Below are 16250 nucleotides of genomic sequence, written 5' to 3' on the forward strand. Positions count from 1 at the left end.
CTATCAGCCTTTCGACGCGAACTTGTGTAACGAGTTGGATTTATTCGACGTTAGCGTCTGGTCGGCCAGCCATGAGCGCGCTGATCCAGGCAAGCGCCAAATCCCGGCTACGGTAGCTATTCCACTTCGCGATTTCCTGCCGCTCAACGGCTGGGAAGGTCGAGTAAATATAGCGGATCTCATCGCGGCTAGTTGCGGAGTTTTCCGGGTCGTAGATGCCGTATAGGATGAAGTAGAGAGCATCGAGCTTGGCTCGCAGTCGAAGCCGACGCTCCTCATCCCAAATGAAAGGCGGCAGCACCTCCCCCGCAGCATCGACGTGGCCTAGGTCGCGGGCAAAGTCGGCTATGTCGTAAGCGGTAAAGGTCAATTCGAGCACAATCTCGCGCACGATCTCCAAGGCGGACTTCGGACCGAATGCCCGCGCATATGAGGCTGGCGATATGATCGGAAGCTGCTCAAGGATATACTTGTTCAGATTGCGGCTCTGAATCTTGTTCCTCGCTATGTAGTCGAGAGGTATCGAGGCAAGATTGGCCAACAAGAGCGCCGCGTCAGATGCTCCTAGTCCATCAAGCAGTGGGATCTTGTTTCCGGTACCTACGCGCGGAATCATGCATGCGACGACCGACCTAGCGTTGTTAGTGTTGCAGATGTCATTGAAGCCGATGGCGTAACCGTTTTTGAGCCCTGCAATGTCATTTTCGCGGACCCAATATCGAGGCGTAGTCACAAAATTGATGTCTTGAAGTTCCTCAAGTGAAGATCTTATCGCTTGCCCCTGCCCGCTTACCGACCCCTTCGGCGTCTCAATCGAAGCGTATCGATGATTGAAAAGCTGCACGCTCTTACCTTCGTAAAGAGGCAACCATGCTCCTTCTGCGCTCTCGAACCTGCTTCCGCCAGTTGACCACGCTCCGTGCTGTTCTTTCAGTTCCTCCAAGGTTGCAAAGGCATCGCTGTCATTCGTCATGTGAAACATGGTTGCGTAATCACAAGCCCAATCGCTCCGCTCTCCCTGACCTGACTTACGCACAAAAACATCGACCCGTTTATAGACTTCAGCAGTGAGCTTGGCGTCACGCTTTGATCGGAGGACAGGGATAGTGCCTGTGTTCGGATTCAAGGCGAGCAACATCGGCGCGCTCAACTCGAAGGTGTCATCGGGTTCGGGTAGCGCGTGAAGCTTTACTGCATAACGAAAGCTATCGAATGATCGACCGTTGTTCGAGGCGATCAGCACCGTGGGCTGATCTTCGGCATGCACATCCTTGAAGAGCCACTGGCGCCTATTCTCAAAGGATATGAATGCCTTGAGCTGCTTGGACTCGGCAATCGCGGAGATGTAAGGTGCGTTGGTCTTGTCCATCCCAATACCAATTGGGGTAAGCAATCCTATCATGCCTCCCGGCCTCGCGATGCTATGTGCTCTTTCGACAAAGAGGCTGTAGAGGTTGATGTCACCCTTCCCCAGTAAAGGGTAGTGTCCTCCCTTTCGCGCAACTCGTAAGGCGGTAAGCGCACGCTCATTCGCAATTTGATAATCATTGAAGAGCGGGTCGCCAGATCGCTCCAAAGCTTTGACGATTCTTTCTCGGTCAGCTGCCTTTGATTTCTGCGCTATCGCAGGTCGGCGCGCGGCGAACCACTCGACTTTCTGAAGTTTCATGCGATCCCATGGGGGGTTCCCAATCACAGCGTCGAAGCCGCCATCGCGCTCCTTTTTGGTCCAGCTCTTCCAAACGCCTGGAAAGGCAATCTGCCAATTGAAGAAACGCTCTTCTTCGATCAGCTTGCGCGCCTCGCGCCAGATCACATGGAAGCGCTCCGCCTCTTCTTGCCTCGATCGGACCGCTTCGGGTTCCTTCTTGCCTCTGGCGATCGGCAGCGGATCTCCGAAGCCTCCATCGAGCCACTGAGTTACCAGCGGTCTCTCCTCCCGCGGTAGATCCAGCCAGTCGATCGCGTGCACGAAGCTTACAAAGCTGTCGAACGGTCCAGTCTGAAACTCGATGTCTTTCCACATATCAGCGCTGGCATGGACTTCTGCTACTTCAGCGTCAGTCAACGCCTCGATACGCTGCATTTGAGAAGCCTGCCGCTCGGCATTCCTGAGCTCCTCGATATACAGCAGTTCGCCCGCCTTGCCCGCCTTGTCGATCGCGTCGCGAACCCAAAGGCCAAACAGGCTGTCGCCGCAATGCAGGTGGTGATTGATGAAAGAGAGCGGTGCACCAACCGTGAAGGTGTGCAGCCACAACGCGACTTTCGCGAGCTCCACCGCCATCGGGTTCTTGTCCACGCCGTGGATGCAGCGCTTTAAAACCATCCGCTTCACCAGCTGGGGATCGTCGAGTTGCTCTTCAGCAACCGACCAATTCTTCTCCTGCGCATTGTGCCAGATGGTCGAGCGGATCTTCTCGATCTCGATGGCTATCGGGCTCTGATATTCGGTCACCCCTGCCTCGGAGGCAATCTCAACCGCCTTCGCCATAGCCTCGAGTGCAGCGTTGGTAAGCCGGTCAACCAAGCTCACGAGAAAGTGGCCTGAACCCATTGCCGGGTCGCAAACCCTTAACCGAGTGATAGACCTGGCCGGGTCGGCAGCCTCAAGGGCTCGTAGCTTCATGGCTTCGCTGTCATCATTGCGGAGCAAATTCACCGCATTAGCAAAGCCTGCGTAGGCATCTTTAATGAGGGGGGCCAGCGTCTCGTCAATGATGAGCAGCACCAGCTCGTCAGGTGTGTAATAGCTGCCGCTATCCTTGCGCGCGAAGATGTTTGGCTGGATCTCGAACCTGCCATCCACCCGCTTCATTTCGAACTCCAGCAGGCGCTCGTAGATGGAGCCAAGCTGCTGGACTGAGAGGTCACGGTAGTTGATGTATCGGCGCCGACCCTCGCGCTGCTCCCACGAAAGAATGTCTAGCGCTTCGGCCATTACACTGTCGGGTAGGCGGATGACCTTGAGCAGGGGCGTTTCTGAAGCGCTAAAGAGGCCGCCATTATAGGGTGGCAGACCGACTGACGGATCTCCCTTGTCGATCATCATGGCGAGGCTTGAGAAGCGATCCCAGATCGGTGTCGCGACAGTCGAAAAGGTGCCGCTTGCATCCATGCGCGACCCAACATCCTTGCGGGCATCGCGCAAGGCGTAGTCGTCGTATCGAGCGTCCCTCACCGGCAGCAGCCCACGGTCCTCCGCATAGAGGATGAAGAGCAGCCGATAGAGCAGGATCAGCGTCGCGTTTCTGATCTCTTCGAGTTCAGTATCGGCGGGAGCCTTCTCAGCGATTGCCCTGCCGAGTGAGGGGTAGAGCCTAGCGAAGACCAAGTCGGAGAGGTTCTTTGCAACCCGCTCTTCGTAAAACGCGGCTTCGCGGCGCGCTTGGTCATGGAAGCTGGGGGCATCGGCTGCTTGGCGCTCGAAAGCAGAGCGTGAGAACATGGCCGCAAAGACGCGCAGCCAGTGCTCCCGCTCCTCATCCGTGACGGCCGCGTCAAAAACGTCGGGTCCAATCCCGATGATCCGAGCGAGGTCGATCTCAAGATAATCGTCGATCGTAGACCGGGCGCCCGCGTAATAGAGCCGCCAACGCCCACCATTGGTTAGAATGCCCCAGCGCAGATCCCCGCCGGTCAGATCGTCAATGCGCCGCAGATATCGTAGTAGCTGCGTTGAGGGGGTTTCTCGATCGGCCCCGGAGCGTCCTTCGGCTCGGTCTAGCGCACGGCCCCAGCGCTTGCTCTCGATGATTGCGGAGCCGAATGCATAGCGTTTCCATTCCTCCGCGTGCTCGTTCGCGCGTGACTTGGCAGCCTCGTTGATGAACAGAAGGCCATCTGGAACGCTTTCCCGACCGCTGGACGAAAGATTCTGCTGAGTCAGCCACGAAGACCACCCCAGTGCTTCGAGAACGGGCCATACGAGATCGCTCTCCGTGGTGGCCTCATTCGGTCGTGTCGCATGCGGAAACCCAGCCAGAAGTGCTTGCAGACGCTCTCTGAGGGCGATTGCATCGACTTCGCCATACGCAGCGCTGCGTTTGATGCCCTCGACCAGGTAATCCTGTGAAAACAGCGAACCACCTGTGAAGAGCACCGCATCAGTCATTTGGCTGTCTTACGGCCTATGGACGGCCGGTCCAACCCGGTCGGGCAAAAGACAAGCCGCACAGCGAGGTTGCACTACCTTTGCCGCGCCACATCGGACAAGGGCACCACGAAGACCCAACGCCCGGTGCCAGCCTCCACGACCAAGCCTTCGCGAGCAATAGTCAACGCATCCTGCACGACGACTCGCATGAAATCGTTGAGGTGCTTGGGCCTCATCTCCCGCCAGCGCAGCTTATCGGGATCGCCGCCATGTTGAATGACATGCTCCTCGAACAGCTCATGGGCGTCGTCGTGGTTTGCGGCTATCACGTAAGCTTCGATGCAGGTGAGGTCGAAGAACTGGAAGAGGCGCATCACTAGGCCCTACTCGCCACCAGCTACCGGCAGAACGCGGCGACTGACCGGAGTGCACAGAGGTGCAGAGAAGACCCAACCGAGATCTTCGTCATAGTGGAGAACGCCAGATACCCCAAAGGCGAGAGCATCAAGCACTTGAGCTACCTGCTCTGCACCGAGGTCCATGACCAAATGGTTCTTAATGGTGAGGCCATCATGGAAGCGTCCTCTGGATGCTTCGAAGGTCACGAAGATGTCGACAGCCTCAGATTGGCTTGCGGCAACGACGTGGAGCTCACGCCGGTTGTCAGAGGTGATGGAGTAGAGGTTCATGCAGGTTCACCTTTCTTGCTGTGAACCTGTTGGTTACGTGCTCAAGACCTTGGATACGGGTGGCCTCATCGTGGCTCCCGTTTGGCCCCGGCTACCCAAAGCTGTTCACTTCCGGTGTGACGAGGCAGTTGACTTTTTGAAAAGACAGTCTGTCGGATCACCCTCGTCATTTGCCAACGGACATACGAGGAAAGTTGCGACAGATGGACGGCTCCTTCCGATCACCCTGATTCGGAAAAATGAAGGAGCGACCTGTAATGCCAAATCCCGAACTTGAGCGGCTTGAGCGCCTCGATCACGCTCAAAGGATCCGCCATTGGACCTCGGCCAAGCCTTGGGCCGGTCTTCGACTGCCGCCCATCCAAAAGCCTTTCTTGGCCCACCGCGTGAAGGTCGACCGCGGCAACATCACTGCGATGCCGCTGCTTGTCGGTCGACCGTGCTTTGGGCAACCGACAGCGATCATGCGCCATGGTGGCGGCGCCCGGCAATGGAGTCCCAGGAGTAGGTCTTGGGTTCCTGATCGCTGCGCCCGATGCGCGGTCAGCGAGGCTTGTAAGTATGTAGCTGCTGAACGACTTCGGGCAACGCCGGAGATCGACGACTATTATCGAGAGTGGGTGCACCTTGGTGGGCGAGAAGCTACGTGGCTGAACGAAGGGCCCCCGGGCACCGTGGCGTTGGTCTACACGAAACTCATCCGCCTGCTGACCACGCAGGTCGAGTTCACGAGCGTCAACGATGCTCTGGTGGCGGCGCATTACGACGGACTAGAGGAAAAGCGGCGCACTCAGGAAGCGGAACGCAAGCGCAAAGAGAGGGCAAAGAAGAGCGAAGAGCGTGCCCGGGAAGGCAAGTTCGACGAGATTGTCCTCGAGGAGCTTAGTGGTCAGATGGCTTGGCGCTATGTAGCCCACCGAAGTGCTCAGGCGCATCCGCAAGGGCCTTCACAGATCAAGCGCGCAAAGACAGCATCTTTGTTCGACGCTCGCACTTGGCTGGCCAAGACTAGGCTGGAGCTCCGGAGTATTTCGACCAACGACAGCAACATTTCGCGCGAGTTGCAGGCAATCGGCTTCGAACAACATCGCCCCCACGGTGCCCTACGCCATGCTGTCCGGCGCGCGCTGAGCCGCATCGATCTGCTGGAAAGGACGCGCCTCCCAGGTGAAAGCAGCGTGATCTGGCCGCGATTCAGCATGCGTGAGCTGCGCCACCACCTCGCCTCTCACCCCCTACAATCATTGCGATGAGGTCCCGGTCGCCGGCGTCACTCGAAACCCTACAAATTCGACCACGTTGCGCCGTGGGGGGCCACCCACCCGCGGCAGCGACCATAATGAGAGTCGTGCTTTTCTGCGGATCCAGCCCCTACGGAAGGCGGTCCACTCCGAGCGGAACTTCTTTTAAAGAGAAGTGGAAGCCCGTCTCCCGCAGCGCGGGAAGCCGGGGAGGTAGAAAGAAGAAAAGAACACTAATCCAGATCTCCGCGGCGTGTGCATAGCAGCCGATTCTCGATCCGCACCCGGCGTGACCCAGTCCGGGCGCGGGTGCGCGATCAATCTGCCACAGGTAAGGTTGGCACCGGCGTTGCGCTACTGAAGAGATGATCAAAGCGGACCCCCTCAAATCGCACCGCCTCCATCCACCCCTTAAACATCGTTACTGTGCCCTGTGGCAGTTCGCCGTAACCGGACGTCACTGTCTTCTGGTTGTGTCCGAGGCAGACCTCAATCTGATCGTCGAGTAGTTCAGCCTCACTCCTCAGCCGATCAGCGAGCGTGTGGCGGAAGCTGTGTGTGCCGTAGCCATCGCCGCCCTGCACCTCACCGTTCTTAATGCCGATGGCGGTCAGATAGTCTCGCCACCACTCTGAGGGAGTGCCGCTGATCTGCCCGCGGCCGTTCGGCGCGAGCCCGGGGAACATAGCTGCCTTCCCGTCCCCGCCGACGCGCTCAAGCTGCTTCGCATGAAAATCGAGGAAGCCAATTCGCTCTAGAAGTTGGTGCACTGCTGCGAAGCGACTCCTTCCACTCTTCGTCGAGAGCCCCGCACCTGCGTCATGGCAGATGTGGATGAACCACACTCCTCGCTCCAGCCGAACATCGCCCAGGCGAAGCTGCGCGATCTCGCCAAGACGAGCGCCAGAGAAAAGACACACCAGTGGGATCCACTTCCGTTAATCATCGGCATGCATGTTGCCGGGTAGATGCTCTTGCCCATCTGCAAGGAAGCCGGTGAAGAGAGGTGAGCCCAGTATCTTGTTTAGGTCATCCGTTCTGAACGGCGGGCGCGGCCTAAGGCCCTTGACCCCATCGTAAAACAAGCCGTCGACCGGGTTACGTAAACCCGCCCAGCGAGGCTGCTTACGAAGCCAGGTGTAGAGCGGAGAGATGGTCGATAGGTGCTTGTTGATGTTCGTGAAGGCCATCCTCGGCATTCCGGCCTTCCGGGCCTTGGTAGCTGCCACGCGCATGTCCAGCCCGCCCAATTCTCGCTTGCTCATCCATTTCGGAGGCAGGTCACGCATGGTGTCTCGATACGCCGCGATTTCGATAGGTTCGATGGAGTCTACAGCGCGATCGGTGCCCACGAAGGCGACGAACTGCTTGATGACCTTCCGGTCCTGATCCACCGTATCCGGCCGCTTCCTGCCCTTCGCGAGGCTCTCTGCCGACCAACGCTCGAAAAGTTCAAGAAAGGTCTCACCTGGCTTGGCCATCGCTGCCTGCTTGGCCTTTGGTGTCTGAACCGTTTGGGTGCGAGGCTCTGCGTCCAGCTCCCCATTCGCGCGGCGCGTGAACACGGCCACGGCGTCGATGCTGGCTTCCGCGATGGCCTGAACGAACGCGCTGTAAGCGTCGGTTCCCTTCTCAATGCGCAACCCACGCCCTTGTATCGCCCGGTCCGCTACCGCTTCCCACTGCAATGTGTCGCCAGCGTGCAGTTGCCGCGACATGCGCCTGAGATCCGCCTCTCGCTGCGCCAGCCGCGATGCGTAACCCGCATTGTCGGCAGGCCATGTTTTCCGACGCTGCTCGAGCGCCTTCAACATCCCATCATATGCTACCCTCACCGCGACGTCGGCAGGGTCAATGAGGCCAGTCGGTCCAAGTTCACCGGCCTTTTCCCTCCATTCGGAGAGGAGGTCTGTCACGACCTGGGGAGCTAGTTGACCAGCGGCGCGCCGATCGGCAGTTCCAAGCGACCGCAACACCTCATTCTGTCCTACAACCGCACGCCAGTTCGCCGGGACCTGAACACGAACCTGGTAGGGCCCGATCTCGCGTCCCTTCCTTCTCCGTTTAATAATCTTATAGCCGTCGCCGCGCGCCATCTTGCCTCGTCCATGTGACAGGTATTGTGACACTTCTCGTGACACAGAGGACGGGCAAAGACTAGGAAAACCGGTTTACTAGCGGGGAAAGTCGGTGAAGGAAGATTCTAGGTTCGAATCCTGTCTCCCCGACCACATGCTTTGTTGGTCAGTCCGCGAGCGGGAGCAGCAGCACCAATCGGTCGGTGGCGATGTCCAGGCGACCGCCGGTCATCGCCGCGAGTCCCTGCACCAACCGCAACGTGAAGCGCATGCCAGCGCGGCCGCGATCGCCTAGCAGTTCCTGTTCGGACAAGCCTTCCAGCGCCGCCGCCCGGTCTACTCCGATCGCAAGACTGGAACCGAGGCGAAGCATCACGATGCCGATCTGCTCGCCCGCCACCGCTGGTTCGATCATCGAGGTAATGAAGTCGCGCACCAGCCGTTCGACCAGCAGTGGCGGAAGCGCGATTCGGATGTTGCCGGCGCGATCCTCGACCGACACCCGCAATCCTCGTTCCTGCGCGCCGGTCCGAATACCCGCGAGAAGGTCGCGCAGGCCGCCAAGATCGCTGGTCGCGTCGCCCTGAATGCGGCCAGAGCGGAGCCGGGCGGCAAGGTCGAGATTGTCGATCGTGTTCGACAAATTGCGAGCCTGTTCGACGATTGTGGCGGCGCGTTCGCGATAGGAGCGATGCGCCGGGCCCAAATACTGCCCTTCGATGATTTCGCTGAACCCGATGATGGCGTTCAGTGGGGTGCGAAGCTCGTGCATGAGTTCGCGCAGACCATCGTCTTCGGCTGGGAGGAAGCCGGCTGTATTCTCCTGGGACTGCTGCGGCACCGCGCCTTCGCGCCGGGCGACCCCGCGATAGCCTGCGAAGCGACCCGTGTCGGCGAAGAAAGCCGGGGCACCGCTCCACCGCCATTCGCCAGCCAGCGCACCATCTTGCGCCACCACCAGCGGCTCGTCGGCGAAGGGCAGACGAGCAGCGAAGGAATCGGCGAAGCTGTCGGCAACGCTGCGACCGACGAGCGCCGCGCGCGAAATGCCTTCGACCCAATCGATCTCGCCCGTCGGACCAGTCTCCCAGCGGAACAGGCCATTCGGCAAGGGCGCGTCGATCCTCTGCTCTTGCTGCGCGGGTTTCGTGATGGGTGGACGAACGGGTGCCGGCGGAGGGATTTGGGGAGCGTCACGGGTCACGGTCATCCCGGCGTCGGTCTCGCCACTGGTCGATCGCTCCCGTTCCCCATGCCCGAGAGCCTGTAGCAGCGGCCGAACATCCTCCGCCGCGACCGCGCGGACCGCATTCCAGCCTGTGGGGCTGAGCTGCGCAGCAGCGAGCAGCGCCGCCGACGCGTTGGCATCGCGGGCAGCGAACAAGGCGACCAGTTCGGCGGGAACGTCACGCCCGGCAATGGCCCGCGCCGTCGCCGACAGAAGGTCGACGGAAACGTCACTCATCAGTTGGGCAATTCGGGCAAGCGCGCGCTCGGCAAGGTCGGCGCTGATCTCGTCTCCCCGCGCAAGCAGTTCGACGAGCTGACGCCACTGCACCGCCCGCGCCCGCGCATCCGCGGCGGGCTGGCCAAGAACAGTTGCCAGGCGGTCGTCATAACGCAAGTCGGCAGGGCTTTCTGGAGTGGAACTGGGTCAGGAGAAATGGACCGCCGTTAACGCGGAGAAAAGACCCATGACGTTAAGCATCCCATAACGGGACTTGGCATTGCAAACCGGTGTGCTCAGCTTGATGCTAGGGAACCGCACGCGCCCCTACGCACCGCGTCAGGGCTGTGCTAACCGGCGACCCATGTTCATTTCCTTTGTCGAGGCGCTTCGCAGGGGCGGCATTCCCGCCAGCCTCAAGGAACATCTTCTGCTGTTGGAAGCGCTCGATGCGGGCGTGATCGCGCCCAGTCCCGAAGAATTCTATTATCTGGCCCGCTCGGTGTTCGTTCACGACGAGACCAAGCTCGACCGCTTCGATCGCATCTTCGGCGAGGTCTTCAAGGGCTTGGTCGGTGCGCCGGAGGACACCGTCGCCATTCCCGAAGAATGGCTGCGCCTGGTCGCCGAAAAGTGTCTCACGACCGAAGAGATGGAAAAGGTGAAGTCGCTCGGCTCCTGGGACGAAATCATGGAGACGCTGAAAAAGCGGCTCGAAGAGCAGCAAGGGCGGCACCAGGGCGGCAACAAGTGGATTGGCACCGGCGGCACCTCGCCGTTCGGGCACGGCGGCTATAATCCCGAGGGTGTCCGGATCGGCGGGCCGGGCAAGCACGGCCGCGCGATCAAGGTATGGGAAAAGCGCGAATTTCAGGATCTCGACGACCGGCGCGAGATCGGCACGCGCGCGATAAAGGTTGCGCTGCGCCGGTTACGCCGCTTTGCCCGGGAGGGCGCCGCGGACGAGCTCGACCTCGAAGGCACCATCGACGGCACGGCGCGCCGTGGCTGGCTCGACGTTCGCATGCGGCCGGAACGTCACAATGCGGTCAAGCTGCTGCTGTTTCTCGACATCGGCGGGTCGATGGACGGGCACGTGCGGCTGGTGGAGGAATTGTTCAGCGCCTGCCGCACCGAGTTCAAGCATCTCGAACATTATTACTTCCACAACTGCATCTACGAAGGCGTGTGGAAGGAGAACCGGCGTCGGTGGACCGAGCGCATCAACACGTTCGACATCATTCATCGCTTTGGGGCCGATCATAAGCTGGTGATCGTCGGCGACGCGGCGATGAGCCCGTACGAGGTCACGCATCCCGGCGGTAGTATCGAACACATGAACGAGGAAGCAGGCGCGGTGTGGCTCAAGCGGCTGACTGATACCTATGCCAGCGCGGCCTGGATCAACCCGACGCCCGAGCCCTATTGGGGTCATTCCGCGTCAACCGCGATCCTCCGCAAGCTGATGGACGACCGCATGTTTCCGCTTAGCCTACAGGGGCTTGAGGCGGCGATGCGGACACTCAGTCGTAAGAAATAAGCGTCAGTAGAGGCGCAGCGGCCGCGTCATTTCTTCCCATTCCTGCTCGTCGGGACGGGTCCGCACATCGAGATCGTCGGCGGTTGCGGCGGCATCGTCGACCCACGTCCGAAGCGCCGGGCCGCCGTTGATGACATCGATGGCAAGCTTGTCGAACTCATATTCGTACGGGAAATCGCGCCACAGGTCGTAATCGGGCAGGAGGTTGCGGATCGCCTTGAACGCCAGCGCTTGAAGGCGCCAAGGCCGGAAGGCGTGATGGTCGTAAGCCGAACCTTCGGCATGGATGAACAGGCCCGAACACAGCTTGCCGGCATGCTTGTGAAAGGTCGGTTCGACGAATATCTCTCGCAGCGCGCAGCCTTCGAGCCAGTGCGGCGCGATCCGCTCCATCTCGGCATGGATGGCACGCGCGTCGAGGCCCGGCGCGGCGAACAGTTCGAGCGCCCGGGTCGTGCCCCTGCCCTCGCTCAGCGTCGTGCCCTCCAGCATCACCGTGCCGGCGTAGGCGCGCGCCATGTTGAGGGTGGCGGCATTGGGGCTAGGATTGATCCATATCCGGTCGGCCGGCCAGCCGAAGCCGGGCGCCGCTTCCGGCTGCCAGCAGTCCATCGCAATCACGCGGTACGCGACGTCGAGCTTGAAATGGTCGATGAACCACTGGCCCATTTCGCCCATCGTGAGGCCATGGCGCATCGGCATCGGCCCCGCGCCGACGAAGCTCTCCCAACCGGGCTCGAGGATGGTGCCTTCGACCGGGCGTCCCGCGGGATTGGGGCGGTCGAGCACCCACACTTCCTTGCCCGCCTCCGCCGCAGCTTCGAGCAGGTAAAGAAGCGTGGTGACGAAGGTGTAGATGCGGCAGCCGAGGTCCTGCAGGTCGAACAGGAACACGTCGGCGGTGCTCATCATCTGGCCGGTCGGGCGGCGTACCTCGCCGTAGAGGCTGAAGACCGGGATACCCAGACGGGCGTCGGTTTCGTCCGCCGTTTCGACCATATTGTCCTGCTTGTCGCCCTTCAGCCCATGCTGCGGCCCGAAAGCAGCGGTGACGTTTAGTCCCGCGGCAATCAGCGCATCGATGCTGTGGCTAAGGTCAGCGGTGACCGAGGCGGGGTGGCCGACCAGCGCGACACGCCGCCCTTCCAGCGGGCGGCGCAGTTCTTGGTCGGCGAGGAGGCGATCGATACCAAACAGGGTCATGAGCCCCGTCTAAGCCAGTCGCGCGGTGAAGCAATCCGGATGGTGGAAATCGGGCTGCTCGGAGGGGTGATGGAGCGCGAAATAATGGCGCTGACCGGTCTTTTCCTCGATCACTGCGCTGAGCGCGATCGTGCCTTGCGCCTCGGAGGGGATCGAAAGGGTCGCGCCGAGGCCCCACCAGGTCAGATTGTCCTCGATCCTGAGGTAAGGTGGCTCGGCGACCTCGGCGAGTTCCATGCCCTCCCGCTCCGCCTCGAAATCATACCCCGCCCAATCCCCTGACGGCGAGAAATTCCATTCCTGATAAGCCTCTTCGCCGTCACCTTTGAGAAAACATTCGAAGCAGGTCGACTGCCACAGATTGTCGCGGCGGGCGGGCGCCAATGAAGGCGGCGGGACCACGAAGCGGCTAAGCGGCGCACTGACGCCGAACCACAGGTTGAGCGTCGCGGTCTCCCCAAACGCAGCGGAACGCTCGGCCGAGGCCCAGACGGTGTAGGGCGGATTTGGCACGGTGGTCGGATGCGGAGCGAGTTCGAAGCGCATGGCCCATCTTACGTCATCGCGCCTCGTAAGCTAAGCGCCCTTCGCATGACGACGACCTATTCTTCCGATCTGCTCCAGCTCCTGGCCGAGCGCGGCTACATCCACCAGACGACCGATGCCGCCGGGCTTGACGCGCTGGCGAACAAGGAGATCGTCACCGGCTACATCGGCTTCGACGCCACCGCGCCGAGCCTGCATGTCGGCAGCCTGGTCCAAATCATGATGCTGCGGCGGATGCAGCAAGCCGGGCACAAGCCGATCGTGCTGATGGGCGGCGGCACGACCAAGGTAGGCGATCCGAGCTTCAAGGCCGAAGAGCGCAAGCTGCTCGACGAGGACGCGATCGCGGCAAATATCGCCGGCATTCGCAAGGTGTTCGAGCGCTTTCTGACCTTCGGCGACGGCCCGACCGACGCGGTGCTGGTCGACAATGCCGACTGGCTCGACCGCCTCGAATACCTCCCCTTCCTGCGCGAGGTCGGACGGCATTTCTCGGTCAACCGGATGCTGACCTTCGACAGCGTCCAGCTCCGGCTCGAGCGCGAGCAATCGCTGTCGTTCCTCGAATTCAACTACATGATCATGCAGGCGTACGACTTCCTCGAACTGTCGCGACGGCAGGGCTGCCGGCTGCAGATGGGCGGGTCGGACCAGTGGGGCAACATCATCAACGGCGTGGAATTGTGCCGCCGCGCCGACGGGACCGAGGTCTTCGCGGTAACGACCCCGCTGATCACCACCGCCGACGGTGCCAAGATGGGAAAGACGGCGCAGGGCGCGGTGTGGCTTAATGCCGAGGGCCCAGACGGCTATCGTCTCAGCGCCTACGATTACTGGCAGTTCTGGCGGAACACCGCGGACGCCGACGTGGCGAAGTTCGCCAGGCTGTTCACCGACCTGCCGCTGGACGAGATCGCTCGGCTCGAAGCGCTGCAGGGGGCTGAGATCAACCAGGCCAAGATCGTGCTGGCGACCGAGGCTACGGCGCTGCTGCATGGTCGCGAGGCGGCGGAGGCAGCGGCGGCAACGGCCGCGGCGACCTTTGCCGGCGGCGGTTCGGGTGAGGCGCTGCCGAGCGTCGAGACCGGTGGCGAGATCGGGCTGCTGGCGGCGCTGGTCGGCCTCGGCTTTTGCGCATCCAATGGCGAAGCCAAGCGCAAGGTCGCCGAAGGCGCAGTGAGGCTCGACGGCGAGCCGGTCAGTGACATTGCTGCGGTGATTTCAGTTCCTTCGGAGCGAAAGCTCAGCCTCGGCAAGAAGAAACACGGGCTGCTGCTGCCCTAACCTGAGCGAAGCAGGTCCACTGCTTGGTCTCGCTCAAATAGATAAAGACAAAGTCGCGCGGCTTCACCCCGGTCGCCGTGGAGCCCGCCGTCGCGGTCGAGCAGCAGGCGCGCGTCCTGGGTCGCCATCGGTGCCAACTCCTGTACCTGCTCGGGTGAGGCCAGCCGGAATTGCGCTTCGCCGCTCTGTCGAACGCCGAGGATCTCGCCCGGCCCGCGCAGGCGCAAATCTTCCTCGGCGATGCGAAAGCCGTCATTGGTCTCGCGCATCAGTGCCAGGCGTGCGCGGCCAGTCTCGCTGAGCGTCGAACCGCGCAACAGGAGGCAGGTCGACTTGGCCGACCCACGCCCGACCCGACCCCGCAATTGGTGCAATTGGGCGAGGCCAAAGCGCTCGGCGCCTTCGATGATCATCAGCGCGGCGTTGGGAACGTCGACCCCGACTTCGATCACCGTGGTGGCGACGAGGATGGCGAGGCGACCGGCGGAAAACTCGGCCATGACCGCGTCCTTCTCCGGACCTTTCATGCGTCCATGGACCAGCCCGATCTGCCCGGGGAAGCGCAGCGCCAGCGCAGCCGCCCGCTCCTCGGCCGCCGCCGCATCGCTGGTCTCGCTCTCGGCGACCAGAGGACAGACCCAATAGGCTTGGCCGCCCGCGGCGACATGGCGGGCGAGCCCGTCGACGACGTCGCCGATCCGTTCTTCAGCAATGACGCGCGTTTCGATCGGGGTACGCCCCGGCGGCATTTCGTCGATCCGGCTGACGTCCATTTCGCCATATTGGGTCAGCGTCAGGGTACGCGGGATGGGCGTCGCGGTCATGGCCAGCAGGTGCGGCGTGCTCGTCCCCTTGGCGGTCAGCAGCAGCCGTTCGGACACGCCGAAGCGATGCTGTTCGTCGATCACCACCAGGCCGAGGCGGCGATAGGCGACCTTGTCCTGGAAGATCGCATGAGTCCCGACGAGGATGTCGATCGATCCATCGGCCAGCCCCATCAATGTCGAATCGCGCGCCCTTCCCTTTTCGCGGCCGGTCAGGATGGCGACCCTTACCCCCAGCGAATCCAGTTGCTTGAGCAGGGTCGCATGATGTTGCCTGGCAAGGATTTCGGTCGGCGCCAGCATCGCCGCCTGCGCGCCGGCCTCGACCGCTTCGAGCATGGCGAGCAGCGCGACCAAGGTCTTGCCCGAGCCGACGTCGCCTTGCAGCAGCCGCAGCATCGGCGCTTCCTGCCCCATGTCGTCGCGAATTTCCTGCACCACGCGGCGCTGCGCCCCGGTGAGGGCATAGGGCAATTTGAGCGCGTCAGTAAGTCGGCCGTCACCGCGCAGGGGTACGCCACGCCGACGACGGCTGACCTGACGCAGGAGGCCTAGCGCAAGCTGGTTGGCGAAGATCTCGTCATAAGCGAGCCGCTTGCGCGCCGCGCCGTCTGCCGGTTCGGCATGGATGGTAGCGAGGCTGGTCCGCCAGTCGCGCCAGGCTTCGCGGGCGACTACCGACGGCTCGATCCATTCGGGCAACACCGGCGCCCTTTCCAAAGCAGCCGACACCAATTCGCGAACCCGACGCGAGGTCAGGCCTTCGGTCAGCGGATAGACCGTTTCTTTCAGCGCCGGCTCGGTCTTGCCGGGCTCGGTCACGTCGGGATGCACCATCTGCCACTCGTCGCCATAGGCTTCGAGCTTGCCGGTGACCGTGCGCTTCTCGCCCAGCGGCAGTTGCTTGGCCGCCCAGCCGCCATTGTTGAAGAAAGCGAGGGTCAGCATATTCCCCTCCCCGTCCACCGCATGGATCCGCGTCGGCCCGCGGCCCCGGCTTTGCCGCTTCTCGCGCACGGTGACATCGAGAATCACCTGACGGCCGAGCAACACCGGAGAGGCAGCAGGCGCCCGCACCCGCTCGATCGCGCCGGTCGGAAGGTGGAACAAGAGATCGACGGCCCGCGTAATTCCGAGCTTGGCGAGCTGCTTGGCGACCTGCGGCCCGACGCCTTTCAGCGATTCCACTTCGGCGAACAAAGGGTTGAGCAGGTCGGGGCGCATGACGCGGATAGCGTTAGCAGCCGCGGGGGGCGCAGCAATCCCGGAAACCACTGCCGCACATGCTGCCGCCAAGGGCCG

General features: G+C 61.7%; 12 protein-coding genes. 3 read left to right on the forward strand and 9 right to left on the reverse strand.

The annotated features are described in order from the left end of the window. Positions 1 to 40: 40 nt before the first annotated feature. The 3 genes from V6R86_RS10735 to V6R86_RS10745 form a co-directional block, all read right to left on the reverse strand. Entirely contained in the window at positions 41 to 4114 is a 4074-nt protein-coding gene (locus V6R86_RS10735; protein ID WP_338504441.1) for an Eco57I restriction-modification methylase domain-containing protein, read from the reverse strand. 74 nt (positions 4115 to 4188) lie between these two features. Beyond that, a complete protein-coding gene (locus tag V6R86_RS10740; RefSeq protein ID WP_338504443.1) occupies positions 4189 to 4470 on the reverse strand; it encodes a hypothetical protein in 282 nt (93 codons plus the stop codon). Between the two features lie 9 nt (positions 4471 to 4479). Then, positions 4480 to 4785, reverse strand: a complete 306-nt coding sequence (locus V6R86_RS10745) for a hypothetical protein (protein ID WP_338504444.1) — start codon at positions 4783 to 4785, stop codon at positions 4480 to 4482. 257 nt (positions 4786 to 5042) lie between these two features. Here V6R86_RS10745 and V6R86_RS10750 point away from each other — a divergent pair, with 257 nt between their 5' ends. After that, complete coding sequence (locus V6R86_RS10750) at positions 5043 to 6038, forward strand: hypothetical protein (protein WP_338504445.1); 996 nt, start codon at positions 5043 to 5045, stop codon at positions 6036 to 6038. Between the two features lie 305 nt (positions 6039 to 6343). On the opposite strand, the gene V6R86_RS10755 is transcribed toward V6R86_RS10750, so the two are convergent. The 3 genes from V6R86_RS10755 to V6R86_RS10765 all read right to left on the reverse strand — a co-directional run bounded on the left by V6R86_RS10755 (position 6344) and on the right by V6R86_RS10765 (position 9728). Further along, the gene (locus V6R86_RS10755; protein ID WP_338504447.1) at positions 6344 to 6946 is read right to left on the reverse strand and encodes a tyrosine-type recombinase/integrase; all 603 of its coding nucleotides are present in this window, start codon (positions 6944 to 6946) and stop codon (positions 6344 to 6346) included. Positions 6947 to 6964: 18 nt separating this feature from the next. Then, entirely contained in the window at positions 6965 to 8122 is a 1158-nt protein-coding gene (locus V6R86_RS10760; RefSeq protein WP_338504449.1) for a DUF6538 domain-containing protein, read from the reverse strand. A gap of 148 nt (positions 8123 to 8270) precedes the next feature. Continuing rightward, on the reverse strand, positions 8271 to 9728 hold the full coding sequence (locus V6R86_RS10765; RefSeq protein ID WP_338504451.1) for a sensor histidine kinase: 1458 nt from the start codon (positions 9726 to 9728) through the stop codon (positions 8271 to 8273). A 187-nt stretch (positions 9729 to 9915) separates the two neighbouring features. Here V6R86_RS10765 and V6R86_RS10770 point away from each other — a divergent pair, with 187 nt between their 5' ends. After that, positions 9916 to 11091 (forward strand): vWA domain-containing protein, encoded by a 1176-nt coding sequence (locus V6R86_RS10770; RefSeq protein ID WP_338504453.1) that lies wholly within the window; start codon positions 9916 to 9918, stop codon positions 11089 to 11091. 3 nt (positions 11092 to 11094) lie between these two features. Here V6R86_RS10770 and V6R86_RS10775 read toward each other — a convergent pair whose 3' ends face one another. Together V6R86_RS10775 and V6R86_RS10780 are read right to left on the reverse strand one after the other, a co-directional pair. Continuing rightward, entirely contained in the window at positions 11095 to 12294 is a 1200-nt protein-coding gene (locus V6R86_RS10775; RefSeq protein ID WP_338504455.1) for a DUF1343 domain-containing protein, read from the reverse strand. Between the two features lie 9 nt (positions 12295 to 12303). Further along, positions 12304 to 12840: a DOMON-like domain-containing protein gene (locus V6R86_RS10780; protein ID WP_338504456.1), complete on the reverse strand. Its 537-nt coding sequence runs from the start codon at positions 12838 to 12840 to the stop codon at positions 12304 to 12306. 45 nt (positions 12841 to 12885) lie between these two features. Here V6R86_RS10780 and tyrS point away from each other — a divergent pair, with 45 nt between their 5' ends. Beyond that, entirely contained in the window at positions 12886 to 14124 is a 1239-nt protein-coding gene (gene tyrS, locus V6R86_RS10785) for a tyrosine--tRNA ligase (RefSeq protein WP_338504458.1), read from the forward strand. On the opposite strand, the gene recG is transcribed toward tyrS, so the two are convergent. Beyond that, a complete protein-coding gene (gene recG / locus V6R86_RS10790; RefSeq protein WP_338504459.1) occupies positions 14121 to 16172 on the reverse strand; it encodes an ATP-dependent DNA helicase RecG in 2052 nt (683 codons plus the stop codon). The two genes, tyrS and recG, sit on opposite strands and share 4 nt — an antisense overlap. Positions 16173 to 16250 lie beyond the last annotated feature (78 nt).

This window comes from Sphingomonas kaistensis (genome assembly GCF_036884275.1).
GTDB lineage: Bacteria > Pseudomonadota > Alphaproteobacteria > Sphingomonadales > Sphingomonadaceae > Sphingomicrobium > Sphingomicrobium kaistense_A.